This is a genomic window from Streptomyces sp. NPDC002884 (assembly GCF_040295245.1).
Lineage (GTDB): Bacteria > Actinomycetota > Actinomycetes > Streptomycetales > Streptomycetaceae > Streptomyces.
The window spans coordinates 83,417-103,510 of the sequence record NZ_JBEOVB010000012.1 but is presented as its reverse complement, the minus strand read 5'-3'; the positions used below and the strand labels follow the sequence as shown (position 1 = coordinate 103,510).

Below are 20,094 nucleotides of genomic sequence, written 5' to 3'. Positions count from 1 at the left end.
TCGTGCCTGCCCTCAGGCAGGGGGGAACGTCAGTCGAGCAGGCCGTAGCGCATCGCGCTCGTCACCGCGGCGGTTCGGTCGTCGACACCCAACTTGCCGAAGACCCGCAGCAGATGGGTCTTCACCGTCGACTCGCCGATGAACAGACGGCGGCCGATCTCCGCGTTCGTGCACCCCTCCGCAACCAGCCGCAGCACCGCCGTCTCCCGCTCGGACAGCCGCGGGCGTTCCGGTCGGGTGCGCAACTGGTCCACCAAGCGGGCCGCCACCGTCGGCGCCAGCACCGTCTCGCCTCGCGCGGCGGCCCGTACCGCGTTCGCCAGTTCGCTCCGTGGCAGGTCCTTCAGCAGGTAGCCCGCCGCCCCGGCCTCCACGGCGCGCAGGATGTCGCGGTCCGTCTCGTAGGTCGTCAGGACGATCACCCGGCAGGGCAGTCCGGCCGCGCTCATCCGCACGATCGAGTCCACGCCTCCGCCGTCGGGCATCCGCAGGTCCATCAGCACGATGTCGGGGCGCAGCTCCGCGGCCAGCGCCTCGGCCTGCGGTCCGCTCGACGCGTCCGCGACCACCTCCAGGTCGTGTTCGGCGCTGAGCATGGCCCGCAGGCCCTCCCGTACGACGGGATGGTCGTCGGCCAGGACGATCCGGATCACCATGGGCTCCTCGGGGGCGGTACGGGCAGGCGGACGGTCACGGTGGTGCCGTCGCCGGGTGTGCTGTCGACGGAGGCGGTGCCGCCCACCTCGGTGGCCCGGGCGCGCAGTCCTGCCAGACCGTAGCCTCCCGTCGCCCTGTGCGGGTCGAAGCCGCAGCCGTCGTCCCGTACGGACACGGTGAGGGCCTCTTCGGCGTACGTCAGGACGATGCCTATCGTGGCTGAACTCCCTGCGTGTCGACGGGCGTTGGCCAGCGCCTCCTTGCAGGCGCGCAGGGCCACCACCTCGGGGCCGGCCGGCAGCGGACGTACGGGACCGGTCATCCGCAGTTCCGTCCCGTGACGTGCGGCCAGCCGGCGCAGGGCATCCGGCAGCGAGGCGTCGTGCAGGTCGGCGGGCGCGCCTCCGGCGACGAGGGCGCGCGCCTCGGCGAGGTTCTGCCTGGCCGTCTCGTCCATCAGGGCCAGATGGCGTCGGGCCTGCATGATGTCGTCGTCGAGTTCCGCCTCGACGGCCTGCACCAGCATCAGCAGACTGGTGAAACCCTGGGCGAGGGTGTCGTGGATCTCCCGGGCCATCCGCTCCCGCTCGGCCAGCGCGCCGTGCTCGGCCGACAGCCGGGAGATCTCGTGGCGGCTCGTGTCCAGCTCCGCGATCAGCGCGGCCCGTTCCTGGCTCTGCTCGATGATCCGGATGATCCAGGTGCCGACGGCCGTCGAGAAGACGAAGGTGACCACCGCGAACATCCCGTTGAAGAAGACGGCCTCGTCGTCGGGCCACCACACCAGCGCCCACCCGACCACGGGCACGAGGTTGATGACGGCCACAGCCACCAGCGCCCACCGGATGCGCAGCGTCATGAAGCACTGGGGGACGAGCGCGAAGGTCATCAGCCGGGTCTCGCCCACGAGGATCGCCGACGGCAGGAACAGCGCCATCGCCGCCACCAGGTAGCCCAGCGCCCGCCCTGGGTCCGGCGGATCCTCCCGCAGGATGGGGCGCCCGACGCACACGAACAGCGGGATCAGCAGAACCAGCAGCGCCGCCGCGACCAGTCTGACCGGCCGGCCCGGATACCCCGTGCCGAGCACGAACACCAGGGTGGCCAGCCAGACGAACGCGAAGTAGCTGTCCCAGATCCGGAACGAGCGGTCCCAGGTGTACGCGCCCCCGGCCCGTTCCGGCTCGTTCATCCGTCGCGCCGGTTCTTCCACCGGAAGGTCAGCAGACACAGCAGCAATCCTCCGACGCACCAGGCCCCCAGCACCAGGGCCACCCGACCGAATTCCCAGCCACCGGTCTGCTCCAGGACCTGCGCCGACTCCGGAAGGAACACCCCGCGCAGCCCCTGGCACATCCACTTCAGCGGGAACAGGGCGCCGATGTTCAGCATCCAGTCGGGGATGGTGTCGATCGCGATGTACACGCCGGAGATGAACTGAAGGACCAGGAACGGGAGTACGACCACCGAGGTGGCGCTCTTGCCGGACTTCGGGACGGAGCTGACGGCGATGCCGAGCAGCGCGCACGCCGTGAGACCCAGCACGAAGATCCAGGCGAAGTCGAACAGGCGGCCCGGGTCCGTGGGCAGATCGACGTCGTAGAGGGTCGCGCCGACGAGCAGCAGGATCGCCGTCTCCAGCAGCCCGGTGACGAGGACCAGCCAGATCTTGCCGAGGAAGTACGCCGCCGGCGGCATCGGCGTACCGCGCAGCCGGCGCAGCACCTTCTCGTCCCGCTCGATCGCGATCGAGATGCCGAGGGACTGGAAACTGGTCGACATGATGCCGGCGGCCATCATCGCGGGGACGTAGAGCTGCGAGGCGGTGATGCCCGCTCCGCGCACGTCGTCCCGGAAGATCGACGCGAACAGGAACAGGAAGACCACCGGGAAGGCGAAGGTGAACAGCACCTGGTCGCGCTGCCGGAAGAACTGCCTGAGCTCCAGGACGCCACGCCCCAGCCCCAGTCGCCATGCTCCGGGCAGGCGGTCGGTGTGCGCCTTCGTGCGGGTGCGTGCGACGGTCGTGGTCATCGGGCGTCCTCCTGTCCGGTCAGCCGGAGGTAGACGTCCTCCAGCGTGGGGCGGCTGATCCGGAGCCCCGGAATCTCGCCGTCGAAGCGCCGCATGAGCTCGGCGACGGTCCGGGTGGGCGTGTCCGTGCGCTCCGTGCGCGTGGCGCCGTCCGGCTCGGTCCACTCCACGGTGGCCCCGGTGCCGTACCGCTCCCGCAGGGCCTTCGGTTCGCCCTCGGCGACGACCCAGCCGCCGGCGACCACGGCCAGCCGGTCGGCGAGCGTCTCCGCCTCCTCCAGGTAGTGCGTGGTCAGGAGGATGGTGGTGCCCTCGTCGGCCAGTTTGCGGATCAGGTCCCAGAACTGGCGCCGGGCCGCCGGGTCGAAGCCGGTCGTCGGCTCGTCCAGGAGCAGGAGCTCGGGGTCGCCGATCACCCCGAGGGCCACGTCCAGCCGCCGGCGCTGCCCGCCGGACAGCGCCTTGATCCGGCTGCCGGTCTTCGCCTCAAGACCCACCAGGCCGATGACCTCCTCCGGGTCCCGTGGCCTCGGGTAGTAGCGGGCGAAGTGCCGCACGGTCTCGCCGACCGTCAGCTCGGCGGGCGCGGATTCGTCCTGCCAGACGATGCCGACCCGCGAGCGCCACGCGCGCGTGCCGTGTGCCGGGTCCGCGCCCAGTACGGAGACCTGGCCCGCGTCCCGGGAGCGGTTGCCCTGGAGGATCTCCACCGTGGTGCTCTTGCCGGCTCCGTTGGGCCCCAGCAGGCCGAACACGTCACCTCTGCGGATGCCCAGGTCGATGCCGTCGACCGCGGTCACGTCGCCGTACCGCTTGCGCAGTCCCCGTACGTCGACCACGAGTTCGTTCGCGTGTGTTGTCATGCCGATCAGACTCGGCGGGAATCGGACGTTCCGGTACGACCGTGCGTACCTCGTTGTGTCCACCGAACGGTGGACACGCGCGTGCGGCGCGTGCGGCGCGTGCGTGCACGCCGTTCGACCGCGTGTCTGATATGTGCATATATGAACCTTTTCGTGTTTTCCTTGCCTGTAGAGGTGAATCCGTGGGAGGCGAATCCCCGGGGCCCCGCGTCGGGGGTGTCGCCCAGGGAGTCCGGGGGGCCGGAGAGTCCGGAGGGTCCGGAGGGTCCGGAGAGTCAAAGATACAAAAACTATTGACTTGTTTCACTGGGCGCGTCAATACTCCGGACGCGGCGGAGGGACGGAGGCGTCATGACCGGCGTACCGCACACGTCAGACAGGGCAAATCGACTGAACGCGGGGAAAGCCGAGATACCCGCGCAGATCCGCGCGCCGCGCAGGGGAGGGGTCGTCTGGCGCCGCTTCGGCGATGCCCGCGCCACCCTGATGGCACCCCAGCTGCTGCTTCTCCAGGTCTCGCACCCCGTGGTCGGGGCGGGCGTCGCCGACCACAGCAACTTCCGCGCCGAACCCTGGCCCCGCCTGATCCGGACCCTGCTCTCCCTCACCACGGTCGTCTACGGCGGTCAGGAGGCGGCCACCGCCGAGGCGCGCCGCCTTCTCCACGTGCACACCGGCATGAAGGGCACCGACTCGCTGGGGCACCGCTACCACGCCCTCAACCCCGAGGCGTACCACTGGGTGCACGCGACCCTGGTCAAGGGCCCCGTGGACGCGCAGCGCCTGTTCGGCAAGGGCATGTCGGCCGACGAACTGGACGAGTACTACCGCGGCATGCGGGACGTGGGCCGCATATGGGGCCTGAAAGAGCATCACCTTCCTCCGGACTGGCCGTCGTTCCTCGACTACTACGACGAGATGGTCATCCACCGCCTGGAGTTCAACCGGTCGGTCCAGGACGTCCTCGACGAACTCGCCAGCCCCGCCAAGCCGTTCCGTTGGCTGCCCGGTCCGCTCTGGTCGCCGATCGCCCGACTCGCCGCGCACTACGCCCTGTTGGTCACCGTGGGCACCCTGCCACCCGTCCTGCGCGAGCGGCTGCACCTGACCTGGAGCGCCCGACAGGAACGCGCCCTGCGCCGCTTCGCCCGCGTCGTACGCGTCACGATGGCCCTCGTGCTCCCGCCGCTGAGGATCACCCTCGCCCTCGCCCTCGCCTACTGGGCCACCCACCGCCCCGGCACCGATCCCGCCGCCCGGCGGACCCTGGGCGCGTGCTGACGTGAACGCCCGCCCCGAGAACCCCGCCGCCGCCCGCCACGCCACCCGCGCCTGAGACCCGCCCCGCCGTCGCCCCGCCGTCGCGCCACCCGGGGACGGCACGGGCCGGGGCGCCGGGATCAGGAAGCGGACTCCGCTTCGAGCTCGCGCTTCAGGTTGCGCAGCGTCCGGGCGATGTTGCCCTCCTGGAAGTCGGCGAACGTCCGGCCGCCGGTGGCGACCCGGTCGAAGGCATTGGCGACGACCGACGGCCAGGCCCGCCGGTCGTCCGTCCAGGACTCCGTGACGCGCGTGGCACCGCCTTCGGGCTCGAAGCGGTACTCCCAGGTGGCGATCGGGCCCCGCAGCCGGGGCCGCTTCACCCCGATCGCGTGCACCCGGAAGGCGAAACGGCTCCCCGAGTCCGCCGCTGTCACCGTGCATCGGGTGACCCAACGGAACGCCCCGCGCTTGTTGCGGCCCTCGAACGTCGTCCCCAGCGGGGCCGACACGTCCGGCGCCGGCACGGTGGCCCCGAGGTTCTCCGGACTCCACCGTCTCATCTGCGCGGGCCGGCTGACCGCCTCGTAGGCCACCTCCGGCGGGACCTCTATGACAATGCTGTCGGACACGGTGAACCTGCGGACCACGACCACTCCAAACTCCGGGAACGCGCAGCTTACTCGCCAGTAGTAAATGTGCGGAACGCGTCGGCGCCGGCTCGGGCCGCTCAGCTTCGCGTGCGCTCGGCGATCCTGCCCGCGACTGCCACGGCGATCTCGATCGCCCGTGCCGCGAGCGGGGAGTGAGTGCGATGCGCCTGCCACAGCAGGAAGATCTCGCGTGGCGGGAGCGCCGGCCTGAGCTCGTGGACGCAGAGCGACGCATCGGAGCCGATGTCCGCACTGTGGAGGGCGAGTTGCGGCAGGATCGCCGAACCCATGCCGGCGCGCACCATCGACAGCACGGTTTCGTTGCCGGCGGTGCGGCACACGATGTGCGGCCGGACGCCGTGGCCCGCGAGCGCCTGCTCCATCCGGGCCTGGTCGCAGATCGGCGGGTGCGCCACCATCGGAACGCCGTCGAGCAGGGCCGGGCGCACCGGACCGTCGGGGAAGGTGCCGCGGCGGGCCACCAACAGGTAGGGGTCGTCGAGCAGTTTGCGGTGTTCGACGTCGCCGTCCACGCGGCCGTCGAAGAACATCAGGTCGAGCTCATGGACTTGTGGCCGGGCGGTCTCCTCCTCGAACAGCCTGATGTCACAGTCGGGGTGCTCGTCCCGAAGCCCGCGTACGACCAGCGGCAGGATCACGTTGGACACGCTCTGGAAGGTGCCGATGTCGACCCTGCCGTCGCCGGCCTTGAACCGGTCGACGGCCGCCGCCATCGCCCGGGCCTTCGCCAGCAGATCGCGTCCGTGGGCCAGCACCACCGTGCCGAGTGGGGTGATCCGCACCGGTTTCGGCCCGCCGGGCCGGTCGAACACGGCACCACCGACGGCCCTCTCCAAAGCCGCGATCTGCTGACTCACCGTCGACTGGGTGTACCCGAGCCGCGCGGCCGCCCGCCCGAACGAGCCCTCGTCGGCCACAGCGGCCATCGTGGTGAGATGCCGCAGTTCCACGTCGGACATGAGCCCACCGTAACCGGCACCATCGCTCCTCGCGATCGACTTGATCGGAAACCATCGCTTTTGGCGATGGACTGCCAGGTCTAGCGTGGTCCTCATGACCGATCACCTTTCGCACGGTGAGAAGCTCGTCGAGATCGACGATGTCGAGCTGTGCCTCGAGACCTTCGGAAACCCCGCGAACCCGGCGATCCTGCTCATCGACGGTGCGACCGCCTCGATGCTGTGGTGGGAAACCGGGCTGTGCGAACGGATCGCGCGCGGCGACCGGTTCGTGATCCGCTACGACAACCGGGACACCGGAAGATCCACCAGCTACCCGCCGGGAAGGCCGGGCTACACGTTCACCGACCTGGCCGGGGACGCGCTCGGCATCCTGGACGCCCTGGACGTCGAGCGCGCTCACATCGTCTGCCGGTCCATGTCCGGCGGAATCGGGCTCATCCTCGGGGTGGACCACCCCGACCGGGTGGAGTCACTGACCTTCGTCTCCACCTCCACGGGCGAGGACGGACTCCCGCCGCCGTCGGACGAGCTCACCGGCGGCATCCCCGCCTCCCCGGACCCCGCCGATTCCGGCGCGGTGGTGGACTTCGTCGTCGCATCGGCGAAGGCGTGCTCGGGCGGCTCGCCCTACTTCGACGAGAGGGCCACGCGCGCGCTGGTCGAGCGGGACGTGGCCCGCACCCGCGACCCGGCAGCCACCCTCGTCAACCACTACGCGATGACCTTCGACGGGTCGTCCCGCGATTTCGCCTCCGTCGAGGCGCCGACTCTGGTCGTCCACGGCGACCACGACCCGGTCTTCCCGCTCCCGCACGGACATGCGCTGCGCGACGCGATTCCCGGCGCGACGCTGCTGACCCTGGGGGGCGCCGGTCACGACCTGCCGAAGCCGCTGTGGGACGTGTTCGTCCCGGCTCTGCTCCAGCACACCGGAGGCGGCCGACCATGACCCGGCGGCGGTCGGTGGGTGTTCCGGCTGCCGATCTCCGACGAGCTCGCACCGGGGAAACCATGACGCTGGACCAGGCGCGAGGCACACTCCGCGACGGCCCGGTCGATATCGGTACCAACATCGCTATCGCTATCGCTATCGGCATCGGCATGGGCATCGGCATCGGCATCGAGAGGATCGGGTGACGGTCATGTCAGACCTGTCAGACCTGTTCGACTACGACGCGGAACTGCGCCTGCACAACGAACGCTTTCGCGCCGCTGCCCGCGTACTCGCTCGCGACCATGTGCTCGACATCGGCTGTGGCACAGGGCAGTCCACGCGTGAGGCCGCCCGCGCCGCCGTCACCGGAAGCGCGCTGGGCGTGGATCTCTCCGCGACCATGCTCGAACGGGCCCGCCGGCTCAGCGACGAGCAGGGTCTGACCAACATCACCTACCGACAGGCGGACGCCCAGGTCCACCGCTTCCCGTCGGCGCGCTTCGACCTCTGTATCAGCAGGTTCGGGACGATGTTCTTCGCCGACCCGGTCGCCGCGTTCAGCAATATCGGGCGGGCTCTGCGCCCGGCGGCGCGCCTGGTGCTGCTGGTCTGGCAAGGGCGCGACCGCAACGAGTGGGCCACCGCGATCCGCCGGAGCCTCACCGCCGCGTCAGCCGTACCCCGCGGTCCGGACCCGTTCTCTCTCGCCGACCCGACCGTCACGGAAGGCATCCTGGCGGCCGCCGGCTTCGAGGACGTCAGCTTCACCGACGTGCACGAGCCCGTCTACTACGGCCCGGACGGCGCCACCGCCTTCGACGCCGTGCTCCGCCTGTGGGAATTCAAGGGCCTGCTCGCCGAACTCGACGCCGTGGCGGCGCGGCAAGCACGCACGCGGCTGCGCACCACCCTCGACGCCCACCACACCGACGGCGGCGTGTACTTCGACTCACGCGCCTGGATCGTCACAGCGCGCCGCCGTCACTGACCGGGTCTCGTGGGTTCGCCGTCCTTATTGGTTTGCCGTCGGAGAACTCCGTCGGATAGGAAGTTTGCATGCTTAGAGGCAACAAGGTCGGGCTCAGGGCTCGGCACGAGGACGACATCCCGATCCTGCGGGCCGAGCTCTACGACGACGTGGTCAACGCCTCGCGAGCCGAGAGCCGGCCGTGGCGGCCGATCACTCCCGGCTCCAAGGACGCGCGGCTCGTGGTGGACGACAAGGAACAGGGGCATGTTCCGTTCTCCGTCGTGGAGTTGGAGGGCGACACGCTGGTCGGCAGCGCCACGCTGTGGGGCATCGACAGCCACAACCGGTTCGCGCACATCGGCCTCGGGCTGCTGCCGTCCGCTCGCGGTCAGGGTTACGGCACCGACGTGGTCGCGGTCCTCTGCCACTACGGTTTCATCGTGCGCGGCTTGCAGCGGCTGCAGATCGAGACGCTGTCGGACAACGCCGCGATGCTGCGTGCCGCCGAACGCAACGGCTTCGTCCGCGAGGGCGTCCTGCGCTCCTCGGCCTGGGTGATGGGCGAGTTCCTCGACGAGGTGCTGCTCGGTCTCCTCGTCCAGGACTGGAAGCCGGACTCGCGGCCCCGCTAGTCGCCGCCCGAGTCGAAGTCCCCGCCGTCGGACCAGTCCGGGCCGTCCGGCGGGCCGGCCCCCTCCCGGGCCGGGCGGACCGAGGGGGCGAGGGCCGTCACCGCGACGAGGCCGACGAACGAGGCCAGCGTCAGCGCCGAGGCCGAAGCGATCACGGCCTCCATCGGGCGGCCGGTCAGACCGAGTGAGCCCAGGGTGATCAGGGCGGGGGGTATGAGGAAGATCCCGCTGAAGCAGGAGGCGGACACCGTCACGCTCTGGTGATCGTCCACGAGTTGTTGCGACCCGGCTCCCGTTCCGGGCCACAGGACTCCGAGCACCGAGACCGCTTCGATCGCGAAGCAGACCAGGTGAAGAGCGACGACGTTCCCGGCCGTCGTCCCCTGCCCGACGAGGTAGCCGACTCCGGCCACGGCGCAGAGCCAGTACGCGGCACCGGCCCCCACCACCCATGCCCGGCGGGAGACCCCGTGTCTGATCAGGTGCTCGACTCTGACGTGAATGCGTCCCCCGGTTCCTCGGCCACCCCGGTACACGTCATGCCCGGCGCCGGGGCACCTGAAAGCCCTCCGGTTCCCCGGGTTACGCCACCGCGCTCAGCGTGTCCGCGAGGCGCCGCCGGGAGGCGCGGGCCGAGGGCAGCGCCGCGAGCGCCAGAGCGCCCAGCAACGCCGTCGCGCCGAACGCGGACAGCGCGAGGGGGGACGGCGCCTGTGCGATACCGGCCCCGATGCCGCTCGACCGGCCCTGGGCGTCGATCAGCCAGTGGGAGAGGGGTATGCCCAGTGCCATGGCGACGGCGACCGCGGCCAGCACGGTGCAACCGGTGGCCGTGACGGTGATCGCCGTGATCTGCCGCGGAGTCAGCCCGATCGCCTTGAGAGCGAGCAGATCCCGCTCGCTCTCGCGCACCGCGCCGCCGATGGCGGTCAGCAGATCGACGAGGCCGATGAGCGCGAGGACGCCGAGCAGGCCGACGACGACACTGCGCAGGGGCGACAGCCCGTCGGCGGGGTTCGTCACCGTGTGCACGTCCAGCCGGCCACGCCCGGCCGAGGCGCTCAGCTCGCTGGCGACGCGACGCGGATCCGCGCCGTCCCGCAGCCGGACCTGGTACAACGTCGGCTGAAGTGCCGGGTCGTTCTCCCGCAGGGTGTCGAGCGACGTGGAGATGACCCGGCCGGCGTTCTCCGGCTCGATGCTGCGGCCCACGATGTGGAGGATCTGGGGCCGGCCGCTCACGGTCATCCGCACCCAGTCGCCGACCCGGACGTCCAGGAGATCCAGCAGTCCCTGCCCGGCCACCGCCTCGTCGGCACCGCGGGCGGTGCGGCCCTCGGCCAGCGTGTAGGGGTACGGGTCCGTACGGGTGCCGAGGCCGCGCAGCGCGATCGTCGCCGTCTGGCCGGGAACCAGGGCCGCCACCTCGACGCCCGGATACGCGGCGGCGACCTCGGGACGCCGCTCCAGCAGCGTCCGGGTAGCGGCGTCGCTCAGACCGTCGTCGGCGCGGACGGTGAGCGCGGCCGCCATCCCCATCTCCTCCGGTGTGCTGCGGAAGCGGTCCATGGTCGTCCACGCGCTCATCGCCACCACGATCAGCGTCAGCGGCAGCGCGAGCCGGACGATCGTGGCCAGCGAGCGCGGGCGACGCGCGAACGCCTTGTGCCAGCCGAGGACCAGCGCGGGCGGCAGCCGCAGGCCGAGCGCGCGGCGCGCCACGCCCGACAGACGCCCGCCGGCGGGGGCGGCGGTCCGGGGCACCGGAACCGGCGGCACCCGCCCCGCCCGCCAGGCCGCGAGCCCGGTGGTCGCGCCGATGAACAGCACCGCCCCCACCGGCACCACGAACAGGGTCGCCGCGTGACCCGGCAGCCCCTGCCACACCCCGACCGCGTCTCCCAGCCGCCCCGGCAGCCGGCTGCCCAGCGCCTGTACGAGCCCGGCGGCGGCCACGGCGCCGAGCAGCGCGTAGGCGAGATGCTGGAGCAGGAAGACCCGCATGACCTGGCCCGGCGTGAAACCGATCGCCTTGAGGATCGAGATGTCCCGCAGATGACCCCGGATGCGGGTGCCGATGGCCCCGTGCACGGCGAGCCCGGCGGCGACGAGCGCGCCGAGTCCGAACAGGCCCAGTATCTGGCCGAGCAGCCGGTCGTCGCCCTGCGCCTCGGCTCGCGCCTGCTGCCAGGTGGACACCTCGCGCACGGCGCCGGAGCCGAGCACGGTGACGGCGCGCTGGACGGCGTAGTCGGTGTCCCCGGGATCCGTCAGGCGCAGCCCGATCACCTGGCCGCGGTCGGAGCCGGTGCGCGGCACTGCGGGCGGCAGCGCCCAGGCCAGTCCCGGCCGCTCGCCCTGCCGGTAGCGCGGCTCGGGGCTGTCGGCGACGCCGAGCACGGTCAGCGTCGAGGCGCCGCCGGGCAGCGTGAGCACGTCTCCGGGCTCGGCCAGGAGCGCCCGCGCGAGGCTGCTCTCCAGCACCACACCGTCGGGCGCCGCCGCGTCGAGCCAGCGGCCCGAGACGAGCAGGGGACGTCCGACGGCGGGTCGTGCGGTGGTGCCGCGCAGCTCGACGGAGGCGCGGGCGCCGCGGGAGGCGACCGTGGTGGCAGCGGTGGGATAGGGCCCGGCTACGGCCTCGACGCCGTCCAGCCCGGCGAGCTTGGCCGCCTCGGCCGAGGGGCCGGTGTGGATCGACACGTGTGCGCCCCGGGACTGGGTGAAGACCCGCTCCCACGGGTTCGTCGCGTACCCGAAGAGCGCCGCCGCCAGCAGCAGGGAGGTGACGACGCCGACGGTGGCGAGCACCAGGAACAGCGCTTCGCCACGATGCGTCCGCAGGTCCGAGTGCGCCCAGCGCAACGTGGCTCGCACGGGTCAGTCCCTCAGCTCGAGGACCGCGGATATCCCCTTGCCGGAGGACGGCATGGCGTCCAGGGCCGCGTCGTCGGCGATCCTGCCGTCGAAGAAGCTGATCACCCGGTCCGCGGAGCTCGCCATACGCGCGTCATGGGTGACCAGGAGGATGGTCTGGCCGCGCTGGTGGAACCGGGACAACAGCCGGGTCACCTCGCGGGTGCCCTTGCTGTCCAGGCTGCCCGCGGGCTCGTCCGCGAGCAGCAGGGGAGGGTGGTTCACCAGGGCCCGGGCCAGCGCCACCCGCTGCTGTTCGCCGCCGGACAGCTCGCCCGGCATGCTCCGCTCCTTGCCCGTCAGGCCGAGCTCGGCCAGCAGTTCCTCCCGCTCCGCGCGGGCCCGCTTGGGGGAGACCCCGGCCAGCAGCGCGGGCAGTTCGACGTTGTCGGCGACCGACAGGTTGGAGACCAGGTTGAAGAACTGGAAGACGACGCCGATACGGCGCCTGCGGGCCACGGCCCACTGCGCTTCGCTGTAGCCGTCCGTGCACACGCCGTCCAGCCAGATGCTGCCGCTGTCCGGCCGCTGAAGGCCGCCGAGCAGATGCAGCAGCGTCGACTTCCCGGCGCCGGAGGGCCCGGTGACGGCCACGAACTCACCCTGCCGTACACACAGGTCCACCCCGCGTACGGCGTGGGCGGGAGCACCCTCGCCGTGGTGGGTCTTCGTGAGGCCCTCGGCCCGCAGCGCAGGAGTGGGGGTGTCTTTCACTCCGGCTCCTCCAGTTCCTCCTGGCAGCGCTCCAACCAGTCGAGGTCGGCTTGCAGGTGCAGCATGGCGCCCTCGATGAGCAGTCGGGCCGTCCGGTTGTCGCGGTTCTCGCCCGTGACGAGCTTCGACAGGGTGCGCATGGTGTTCAGGTAGTGGCGTCGTTGCTTGTTGATCAGGGCGATCTGGTCGGCGAGACCGGTCTGCGGGGCGAGCGCGAGTTTCATGAAGAACTCGTCCCGCAACCGCGGCTCGTCCGCCGTCTCCTCGTACCAGACGCGCAGCGCTTCCTGCCCGGCGTCCGTGAGGTGGTAGATCTTCTTGTTGGGCCGACTCGACTGCTCGACCTCCTCGCCCTCGATCAGCCCCGTCTTCTCGAGGCGGCTCAGAGTCACGTAGATCTGGCCGATGTTCGGCTGAGGGTACGCGGCGCCCAGGAGTCGCTCAAGGTCCTGCTTGAGCTCGTAGCCGTGGGCCGGGCCGCGCGCCAGCAGGGCCAGGAGGGGCAGGCGCACTCGTGCTGTCCTCCTCGCAGCCTCGTATTGTGGTCCAGGCCCTAGTATCGCCCATACCTAACGGGTATACATAGCCTCTGACTCCGGGCGAGGGTGCCCGGCGCCGGTGTACAGGGAGGAACCTATGCGGTGGATACGCGCCGCCGGTAGGGGCCTCCTCGTTCTCGCCGTCGTCCTGGCCGGTTACGGCGCGTCCGGCGCCCGGGCGGCCGGTGGGCTGCAGGGCCGCGGACCGCTCACCCTCGCCACCGCCGGCGACCTCACCGGCTATCTCGGCCCGCTGCTCCAGGGCTGGAACCGCGCCCACCCCGGCGAGAAGGTCACCCTCGTCGAACTGCCGGACTCCGCGGACGAGTCGCGCGCCCAGATGATCACCGATCTGCGCGGCGGCGCACGCAGCCGGTTCGACGTCCTCAACATCGACGTCGCCTGGACCTCGGAGTTCGCCGCCGCCGGCTGGATCCGCCCGCTGCCACGAGACCGCTTCCCGCTGGGCAGTTTCCTCCGGCCGGTCGTGGACACGGCGACGTACGACGGCCGGCTGTACGCCGTCCCGTACGTCACCAACGCGGGGCTGCTCCTCTACCGCAAGGACATTCTCGCCGAGGAGGGCGTGCCACCTCCCCGTACCTGGGCCGAACTGGAGCGGGCCGCCAAGACCATCGCGCCCCGGCACGGACTCGACGGCTACGCGGGACAGTTCCTGCCCTACGAGGGGCTCACCGTCAACGCGGCCGAGGCCGTGTACTCGGCGGGCGGCACGATCCTCGGCGACGAGGGCGACCGCGTCACCGTCGACTCGGCCGCCCGCGAGGGCATCGGATTCCTCGCACGCGGGGTCCGTGACGGGTGGGTGCCGAAAGAGGCCCTGACCTACACGGAGGAGGAGTCCCGGCAGGCCTTCCAGGACGGACACCTCCTCTTCCTGCGCAACTGGCCCTACGCGTACGTCAGCGCCTCCGCCGCGGGGTCCGCGCTCGCCGGCAAGGTCGGCGCCGTACCGCTGCCGGGGCGCGACGGACCCGGGACCAGCGTGCTCGGCGGCTCCAATCTGGCCGTCAACACGCACGCCGAGCATCCCGACACCGCCGCGCGGCTGATCGCGTACCTCACCAGTGAGGGCGTCCAGCGGCAGGTGCTCACCCGGGGCGCGCTGCCGCCCGTACGCGCGGATCTGTACGAGGACCCGGAGCTGGTGCGCCGGTTCCCGTACCTGCCTACCCTGCGCGCGAGTGTCCTGACGGCCGCACCGCGCCCCAAGAGCCCCCGTTACGACCAGGTCAGCATGGTGGTGCAGGCGGTCGTGCACGACGCGATGTCCGGGCACTCGACGCCCGAGGCGGCGGTGCGGCGGCTGGCCCGGGAGCTGGCGGACATCTCCCGTCGCGGCTGACACTCCTCAGCCGACACCGATTTCCCCTACTTACATGTTAGGTAACGTCGCCATATCAACCGGGTGCGATTTGCCCCGGTATCAACGTATCTGAGACCCCTGTCTGTCAGATACCTGCTGCCTGTTCGTTGACACCCCCGTGAAACACCTACCTAACATGCATGCATAACAGTCAGCCCGCACAGACAGGCCAACGGGTGAGCTCCCAGCACATCGACACGCGCATCGACACGCACCACTGGTGGCGTGAGGCAGTGATCTACCAGGTGTACGTCCGCAGCTTCCTGGACAGCACCGGCGACGGCGTCGGCGATCTCGCCGGAGTCCGCGCCGGACTGCCGTATCTGAAGAAGCTGGGTGTGGACGGGATCTGGCTGAGCCCCTTCTACCCCTCCCCGCAGGCCGACCACGGCTACGACGTCGCCGACTACTGCGACGTCGACCCGCTCTTCGGCGACCTCGCCGAGTTCGACCGGCTGGTGGCGGCCGCGCGGCGACTGGGTGTCAAGGTGCTGCTCGACATCGTGCCCAACCACTGCTCCAGCGAGCACCCCTGGTTCCACGAGGCGCTGACCTCGGCGCCGGGCAGCCCCGCCCGGGCCCGCTTCCACTTCGCCGACGGACGGGGAGCCGACGGCGCCGAGCCGCCCAACAACTGGCACGCCATGTTCGGCGGCCCGGCCTGGAGCCGGGTGACCGAGGCGGACGGCCGCCCGGGCCAGTGGTACCTGCACATGTTCACGCCCGAACAGCCCGACTGGAACTGGCGCGACCCCGAGGTCGGCGCCTCCTTCGACCGCGCCCTGCGGTTCTGGCTGGACCGGGGCGTCGACGGCTTCCGCATCGATGTCGCCGCCGGCCTCTTCAAGCACCCCGAGCTGCCCGACTCGCCGGACCCGGAGGCCGACGCCCGCACCCGCGACTCCGTCAACCCGCTCGCCTGGAACCAGCCCGAGGTGCACGACGTGTGGCGGCACTGGCGGGCGGTGTGCGAGGAGTACACGGCACGCGACGGCCGCGAACGGCTCCTGGTCGGCGAGGTCTCGGTCCCGACCGCCCGCGAACACGCGCTGTACGTCCGCCCCGACGAACTGCACCAGGCCTTCTTCTTCGACCTGCTGAGCGCCTCCTGGGACGCCGACGCCTTCCGCAAGGTCATCACCGAGGCCATGCAGGACATCGCGGGAACGGGGTCGACCGTCACCTGGGTCCTCAACAACCACGACCAGGTCCGCACGGTCACCCGCTATGGCGAGCCGGCCGTCGAGGGCAGCGGTCTTGGCGCCGCCCGCGCCCGCGCCGCCGCCCTGCTGCTGCTGGCGCTGCCCGGCGCCGCCTACATCTACCAGGGCGAGGAACTGGGCCTGCCCGAGGTCGTCGACCTGCCCGACGACGTGCTCACCGACCCGATCTTCCGCCGCACCGGCAGCCGGGCCCGCATCAGGGACGGCTGCCGGGTGCCGCTGCCGTGGTCCGGGCAGGCCTCACCGTTCGGCTTCACCTCCGGCGTCGACGGCACCAAACCCTGGCTGCCGCAGCCCGAGTACTTCGCCGAGTACGCCACCGATCGCGCCCTCGCCGACACCCGCTCCTTCTGGCACCTGTACCGCGACGGCCTCCACCTGCGCGCCACCCTTCCCCAGCTCGGCGAGGGCTCGCTGCGCTGGCTGGACACCCAGCCCGGCGTCCTCGCCTTCGCCCGCGGCGACGGCCTCGTCTGCGCCGTCAACTTCGGAACGGCGCCCGCGCCGGCGCCCGTTCCGGGCAACCCCCTGCTGTCCAGCGGCCCCTGCCGGGCCGGGGTGCTCCCCGGCTCCACGGCCGCCTGGTGGATCGGTGACGACACCGACTCCTGAGCACGACCACCGCCCCACCCGCCGCCAACTCCCTTTCTACGAACGGACATCGACGATGATGCGACGACGTACCACCCTGCTCAGCGGCTGCACCGCCCTCGCCCTGGCCCTCGGCGCGACCGCCTGCGGAGGCGGCGACCCCGTGTCCGCGGGCGGCGGCGACAAGTCGCTGGACGGCCAGACGGTCACCGTGGCCGGCGTCTGGTCGGGTGCCGAGCAGAAGAACTTCCAGAAGGTGCTGGAGGCGTTCACCGAGAAGACCGGCGCCAAGACCCAGTTCGTCTCCACCGGCGACAACGTCTCCACCGTCGTCGGCAGCAAGATCGAAGGCGGCAACGCCCCCGACGTCGTGATGGTCCCGCAGGTCGGCGTGCTCCAGCAGTTCGCCGGGAACGGCTGGCTCGAGCCGCTGTCGTCGGCCACCCAGAAGTCCGTCGCCGCCAACTACGCGACCGTCTGGAAGGACTACGGCAGCGTCGAGGGCACCCTCTACGGCCTCTACTTCAAGGCCGCCCACAAGTCGACGGTCTGGTACAGCCCGGCCGCCCTCGACCAGGCCGGCGTGCAGCCGCCGAAGACCTACGACGAGATGCTGAAGGCCGGGCGGACCGTCTCCGACTCGGGCCTCGCCGCCTTCTCCGTCGCGGGCCAGGACGGCTGGACGCTCACCGACTGGTTCGAGAACGTCTACCTCTCCCAGGCAGGACCCGAGAAGTACGACGCCCTCGCCGCCCACGAACTGAAGTGGACCGACCAGAGCGTGGTCGACGCCCTCACCACGCTCGGCAAGCTCTTCCAGGACAAGCAGCTCCTCGCGGGCGGCCAGAAGGGAGCGCTCAACACCGACTTCCCGGGCTCCGTCGAGAAGGTCTTCGGGCCCGAGCCCGAGGCGGGCATGGTCTACGAGGGCGACTTCGTCGCAGGCGTCGCCAAGGACCAGTTCGGCCGGAAGATAGGGGAGGACGCGAACTTCTTCGCCTTCCCGCCCGTCGGCGGCGGTGCGGCACCCGTGGTCAGCGGCGGCGACGCGGCCGTCGTCCTCAAGGACGGCAAGAACACCAAGGCCGGCATGGCGCTCCTGGAGTACCTCGCCACCCCGGAGGCCGCCGCCGTCTGGGCCGAGACGGGCGGTTTCCTCTCCCCGAACAAGAAGCTCGACCTCGCCGCCTACGGCGACGACGTCACTCGCACCACCGCCAAGTCGCTCATCGCCGCCGGGGACTCCGTCCGCTTCGACATGTCCGACCAGGCCCCGGCCGCGTTCGGCGGGACGAAGGGCGCCGGCGAGTGGAAGCTGCTCCAGGACTTCCTGCGCGACCCGTCCGACCCGAAGGCCACCGCGGCGCAGCTGGAGACCGCCGCGGCCAAGGCCTACAAGGGCTGACCGGCGATGACCGCCACGCTCACGAAGCCGGCCGTGCCCTCCGCCGCCGCGACCGCCGCCCGCAAGCGGCGCGCCCGGCGGCGGGGCAGGGCCCTCGCCCTGCTCTTCGTCCTCCCCGCGCTGCTCCTGCTCGGCGCCCTCGTCGTCTACCCCGTGCTGTTCTCGGTCGGCCGCAGCTTCTTCGACGCCTCCGGGACGCGCTTCGTGGGCGGCGACAACTACACCGAGATGTTCCGCGACCCGGCCACCCTCAAAGCCGTGCGCAACACCGCCATCTGGGTCGTCGTGGCGCCGACCTTGCTGACCGGCCTGGGTCTGATCCTCGCCGTGCTCGTCGAGAAGATCCGCTGGGCCACGGCGTTCAAGCTGCTCCTCTTCATGCCCATGGCCGTCTCCTTCCTGGCCGCGGGCATCATCTTCCGCCTCGCCTACGACGAGGACCCCGACAAGGGCGTCCTGAACGCGGCCGCCGTCGGCGTCCACGACGCCTTCCAGGGCACCGCCACCTACCCGACCGCCCGCGCCCGTGACGGCGAAGGCCTGACCCGGGGCGCCGGCGGCTCGTACCGCACGGGCACGAGCGTGTCACCGGGCGACACGGTCGCCCTCGGCCTGGTCGGCGTCGCGCCCAAGGACCTGCCGGCGGGCGCGGAACCGGCCTACCCGGCGGCCGCCCGCACAGCGGGCCCCGACGAACTGCGCGGAGTCGTCTACCTGGACTTCACCCCCGGCGGGGGAGGAAAGACGGGCGCGGTGGACCGTCAGGAGAGCGGGCTGCCCAGGATGAAGGTCGAGGCGGTGCGCGAAGGGAAGACCGCCGCGAGCACCACCACCGCGGCCGACGGCTCCTTCCGCTTCCCCGGCCTGGAGCCGGGCTCGTACACCGTCATCCTTCCGGGTTCGAACTTCGCCCCGCCCTACGACGGCATCTCCTGGCTGGGCCCGGCGCTGGTCACCCCGGCGATCATCGGCGCCTACCTGTGGATCTGGACCGGCTTCGCGATGGTGCTCATCGGCGCGGGCCTGTCCGCGCTGCCGCGCGACTCGCTCGAGGCGGCGCGGATGGACGGGGCCAACGAGTGGCAGGTGTTCCGCCGGATCACCGTGCCGCTGCTGGCGCCCGTACTGACCGTGGTCTTCGTGACCCTCGTCATCAACGTGATGAAGGTGTTCGACCTCGTCTACATCATCGCGCCGGGCCCGGTGCAGGAGGACGCCACCGTGCTGGCCACCCAGATGTGGCTGGTGTCCTTCGGCGGCGGCAACGACCAGGGACTGGGCAGCGCCCTCGGTGTGCTGCTCCTGCTGCTGGTGATCCCCGCCATGGTCCTCAACGTCCGTCGTTTCCGAGGGAGTCAGCGATGAACCTCAGTGCGCTTCGGCGCGGGCTCGGCAACAGCCTGGTGCAGGCCGTCCTCGTGGTCGTCGGACTGCTCTGGCTCACCCCGCTCGCCGGACTGCTCGTGTCGTCCCTGCGATCGGCGCAGGACACGGCCAAGGGCGGCTGGTGGACGGCGATCACCACTCCCGGGCAGCTGTCCTTCGACAACTACACGTCGCTGCTGGGCAACGCCGGGATGACGCAGGCGTTCTGGAACACCGTGCTGATCTCGGTGCCGGCGACGTTCCTGGTGGTGGCGATCGCCGCGCTGGCGGGGTACGCCTTCGCCTGGCTGGACTTCCCCGGCCGTGACGCCCTCTTCCTCCTCGTGGTCGCGCTCCTCGTGGTCCCCGTGCAGATCGGCCTGCTGCCCGTGGCCAAACTCTTCGGCCAACTGGGGCTGTTCGGCACGATTCCCGGCGTCGTCCTCTTCCACGTCTCCTACGGACTGCCGTTCGCGATCTTCCTGCTGCGGAACTACTTCGCCGAGATACCCCGGGAGATGCTGGAGGCGGCCCGTATGGACGGGGGCAACGAGTGGCGCATCTTCACCCGGCTCGTGCTGCCGGTGGGACGGCCCGCCCTGGCGAGCCTGGCCATCTTCCAGTTCCTGTGGGTGTGGAACGACATGCTGGTGGCACTGCTGTTCGCCGACAGCTCGTCACAGCCACTGACCGTGGAACTCCAGTCGCAGATAAGGCAGTTCGGCAGCAACATCGACGTGCTCGCGCCGGGGGCGTTCCTGTCCCTGATCGTCCCGGTGGCCGTCTTCTTCGCCTTCCAGCGGCACTTCGTACAGGGGGTCATGGCCGGGTCCGTGAAGTAGACCCGGCGCCGGAGTCCCCCGCCCGCGGCCGGACGGGGGCCTCCGGCGCCCCCGGACGCGGGCAGGCCCGAACGGCGTCCCCGGTCCGCCGTCGCCCACCGGCAGACTCGTGCCGTGACACCTGAC

Annotated in this window: 20 protein-coding genes; 10 read left to right on the top strand and 10 right to left on the bottom strand. The window is 71.2% G+C overall.

Annotated elements, in window-relative coordinates:
- Positions 1–29: 29 nt before the first annotated feature.
- Genes ABT070_RS24135 through ABT070_RS24120 form a run of 4 tightly spaced genes read right to left on the bottom strand, consistent with a single transcriptional unit; the run spans position 30 to position 3,554 of the window.
- Positions 30–653, bottom strand: coding sequence for a response regulator (locus tag ABT070_RS24135; RefSeq protein ID WP_351764049.1), 624 nt, complete (start codon positions 651–653; stop codon positions 30–32).
- A complete protein-coding gene (locus ABT070_RS24130; RefSeq protein ID WP_351763910.1) occupies positions 650–1,849 on the bottom strand; it encodes a sensor histidine kinase in 1,200 nt (399 codons plus the stop codon). Before ABT070_RS24130 ends, ABT070_RS24135 begins: the two co-directional genes overlap by 4 nt.
- Positions 1,846–2,691 carry an ABC transporter permease gene (locus ABT070_RS24125; protein WP_351763909.1) on the bottom strand — a complete coding sequence of 282 codons (846 nt, stop codon included), beginning with the start codon at positions 2,689–2,691 and terminating at the stop codon, positions 1,846–1,848. The genes ABT070_RS24130 and ABT070_RS24125 overlap by 4 nt, the downstream gene beginning before the upstream one ends.
- Complete coding sequence (locus ABT070_RS24120) at positions 2,688–3,554, bottom strand: ABC transporter ATP-binding protein (protein ID WP_351763908.1); 867 nt, start codon at positions 3,552–3,554, stop codon at positions 2,688–2,690. Before ABT070_RS24120 ends, ABT070_RS24125 begins: the two co-directional genes overlap by 4 nt.
- A gap of 351 nt (positions 3,555–3,905) precedes the next feature.
- Here ABT070_RS24120 and ABT070_RS24115 point away from each other — a divergent pair, with 351 nt between their 5' ends.
- Complete coding sequence (locus ABT070_RS24115; protein ID WP_351763907.1) at positions 3,906–4,835, top strand: oxygenase MpaB family protein; 930 nt, start codon at positions 3,906–3,908, stop codon at positions 4,833–4,835.
- 119 nt (positions 4,836–4,954) lie between these two features.
- Here the strand turns inward: ABT070_RS24115 and ABT070_RS24110 are convergent, their stop codons facing one another.
- Entirely contained in the window at positions 4,955–5,464 is a 510-nt protein-coding gene (locus ABT070_RS24110; protein ID WP_351763906.1) for an SRPBCC family protein, read from the bottom strand.
- Positions 5,465–5,544: 80 nt separating this feature from the next.
- Positions 5,545–6,447, bottom strand: a complete 903-nt coding sequence (locus ABT070_RS24105) for a LysR family transcriptional regulator (protein WP_351763905.1) — start codon at positions 6,445–6,447, stop codon at positions 5,545–5,547.
- A 94-nt stretch (positions 6,448–6,541) separates the two neighbouring features.
- Here ABT070_RS24105 and ABT070_RS24100 point away from each other — a divergent pair, with 94 nt between their 5' ends.
- The 4 genes from ABT070_RS24100 to ABT070_RS24085 all read left to right on the top strand — a co-directional run bounded on the left by ABT070_RS24100 (position 6,542) and on the right by ABT070_RS24085 (position 8,986).
- Positions 6,542–7,399: an alpha/beta fold hydrolase gene (locus ABT070_RS24100; RefSeq protein WP_351763904.1), complete on the top strand. Its 858-nt coding sequence runs from the start codon at positions 6,542–6,544 to the stop codon at positions 7,397–7,399.
- Positions 7,400–7,461: 62 nt separating this feature from the next.
- Positions 7,462–7,587, top strand: a complete 126-nt coding sequence (locus ABT070_RS24095; protein ID WP_351763903.1) for a hypothetical protein — start codon at positions 7,462–7,464, stop codon at positions 7,585–7,587.
- A gap of 5 nt (positions 7,588–7,592) precedes the next feature.
- The gene (locus tag ABT070_RS24090; protein WP_351763902.1) at positions 7,593–8,372 is read left to right on the top strand and encodes a class I SAM-dependent methyltransferase; all 780 of its coding nucleotides are present in this window, start codon (positions 7,593–7,595) and stop codon (positions 8,370–8,372) included.
- A gap of 68 nt (positions 8,373–8,440) precedes the next feature.
- Entirely contained in the window at positions 8,441–8,986 is a 546-nt protein-coding gene (locus tag ABT070_RS24085; RefSeq protein ID WP_351763901.1) for a GNAT family N-acetyltransferase, read from the top strand.
- Here ABT070_RS24085 and ABT070_RS24080 read toward each other — a convergent pair.
- The 4 genes from ABT070_RS24080 to ABT070_RS24065 all read right to left on the bottom strand — a co-directional run bounded on the left by ABT070_RS24080 (position 8,983) and on the right by ABT070_RS24065 (position 13,128).
- Positions 8,983–9,432: a hypothetical protein gene (locus tag ABT070_RS24080; RefSeq protein ID WP_351763900.1), complete on the bottom strand. Its 450-nt coding sequence runs from the start codon at positions 9,430–9,432 to the stop codon at positions 8,983–8,985. The genes ABT070_RS24085 and ABT070_RS24080 overlap by 4 nt on opposite strands.
- 136 nt (positions 9,433–9,568) lie before the next feature.
- Complete coding sequence (locus ABT070_RS24075; protein WP_351763899.1) at positions 9,569–11,863, bottom strand: ABC transporter permease; 2,295 nt, start codon at positions 11,861–11,863, stop codon at positions 9,569–9,571.
- A 3-nt stretch (positions 11,864–11,866) separates the two neighbouring features.
- On the bottom strand, positions 11,867–12,616 hold the full coding sequence (locus ABT070_RS24070) for an ABC transporter ATP-binding protein (RefSeq protein ID WP_351763898.1): 750 nt from the start codon (positions 12,614–12,616) through the stop codon (positions 11,867–11,869).
- Positions 12,613–13,128 (bottom strand): PadR family transcriptional regulator, encoded by a 516-nt coding sequence (locus ABT070_RS24065; protein ID WP_310431145.1) that lies wholly within the window; start codon positions 13,126–13,128, stop codon positions 12,613–12,615. Before ABT070_RS24065 ends, ABT070_RS24070 begins: the two co-directional genes overlap by 4 nt.
- A gap of 124 nt (positions 13,129–13,252) precedes the next feature.
- Here ABT070_RS24065 and ABT070_RS24060 point away from each other — a divergent pair, with 124 nt between their 5' ends.
- The 5 genes from ABT070_RS24060 (at position 13,253) to ABT070_RS24040 (ending at position 19,968) form a co-directional block, all read left to right on the top strand.
- On the top strand, positions 13,253–14,521 hold the full coding sequence (locus ABT070_RS24060) for an ABC transporter substrate-binding protein (RefSeq protein ID WP_351763897.1): 1,269 nt from the start codon (positions 13,253–13,255) through the stop codon (positions 14,519–14,521).
- A 224-nt stretch (positions 14,522–14,745) separates the two neighbouring features.
- On the top strand, positions 14,746–16,377 hold the full coding sequence (locus tag ABT070_RS24055; RefSeq protein ID WP_351764048.1) for a glycoside hydrolase family 13 protein: 1,632 nt from the start codon (positions 14,746–14,748) through the stop codon (positions 16,375–16,377).
- A gap of 55 nt (positions 16,378–16,432) precedes the next feature.
- Positions 16,433–17,761, top strand: coding sequence for an ABC transporter substrate-binding protein (locus tag ABT070_RS24050; protein WP_351763896.1), 1,329 nt, complete (start codon positions 16,433–16,435; stop codon positions 17,759–17,761).
- Positions 17,762–17,767: 6 nt separating this feature from the next.
- Positions 17,768–19,126, top strand: a complete 1,359-nt coding sequence (locus tag ABT070_RS24045; protein WP_351763895.1) for a carbohydrate ABC transporter permease — start codon at positions 17,768–17,770, stop codon at positions 19,124–19,126.
- On the top strand, positions 19,123–19,968 hold the full coding sequence (locus ABT070_RS24040) for a carbohydrate ABC transporter permease (protein WP_351763894.1): 846 nt from the start codon (positions 19,123–19,125) through the stop codon (positions 19,966–19,968). The genes ABT070_RS24045 and ABT070_RS24040 overlap by 4 nt, the downstream gene beginning before the upstream one ends.
- Positions 19,969–20,094: the final 126 nt, after the last annotated feature.

What these genes read in the sequence shown, in the direction of transcription:
- ABT070_RS24125 (WP_351763909.1), bottom strand. Translation starts at nt 2,691, where the DNA reads ATGACCACGACCGTCGCACGCACCCGCACGAAGGCGCACACCGACCGC.
- ABT070_RS24115 (WP_351763907.1), top strand. Translation starts at nt 3,906, where the DNA reads ATGACCGGCGTACCGCACACGTCAGACAGGGCAAATCGACTGAACGCG.
- ABT070_RS24050 (WP_351763896.1), top strand. Translation starts at nt 16,433, where the DNA reads ATGATGCGACGACGTACCACCCTGCTCAGCGGCTGCACCGCCCTCGCC.
- ABT070_RS24120 (WP_351763908.1), bottom strand. Translation starts at nt 3,554, where the DNA reads ATGACAACACACGCGAACGAACTCGTGGTCGACGTACGGGGACTGCGC.
- ABT070_RS24105 (WP_351763905.1), bottom strand. Translation starts at nt 6,447, where the DNA reads ATGTCCGACGTGGAACTGCGGCATCTCACCACGATGGCCGCTGTGGCC.
- ABT070_RS24045 (WP_351763895.1), top strand. Translation starts at nt 17,768, where the DNA reads ATGACCGCCACGCTCACGAAGCCGGCCGTGCCCTCCGCCGCCGCGACC.
- ABT070_RS24060 (WP_351763897.1), top strand. Translation starts at nt 13,253, where the DNA reads ATGCGGTGGATACGCGCCGCCGGTAGGGGCCTCCTCGTTCTCGCCGTC.
- ABT070_RS24085 (WP_351763901.1), top strand. Translation starts at nt 8,441, where the DNA reads ATGCTTAGAGGCAACAAGGTCGGGCTCAGGGCTCGGCACGAGGACGAC.
- ABT070_RS24095 (WP_351763903.1), top strand. Translation starts at nt 7,462, where the DNA reads ATGACGCTGGACCAGGCGCGAGGCACACTCCGCGACGGCCCGGTCGAT.
- ABT070_RS24100 (WP_351763904.1), top strand. Translation starts at nt 6,542, where the DNA reads ATGACCGATCACCTTTCGCACGGTGAGAAGCTCGTCGAGATCGACGAT.
- ABT070_RS24130 (WP_351763910.1), bottom strand. Translation starts at nt 1,849, where the DNA reads ATGAACGAGCCGGAACGGGCCGGGGGCGCGTACACCTGGGACCGCTCG.
- ABT070_RS24040 (WP_351763894.1), top strand. Translation starts at nt 19,123, where the DNA reads ATGAACCTCAGTGCGCTTCGGCGCGGGCTCGGCAACAGCCTGGTGCAG.
- ABT070_RS24090 (WP_351763902.1), top strand. Translation starts at nt 7,593, where the DNA reads ATGTCAGACCTGTCAGACCTGTTCGACTACGACGCGGAACTGCGCCTG.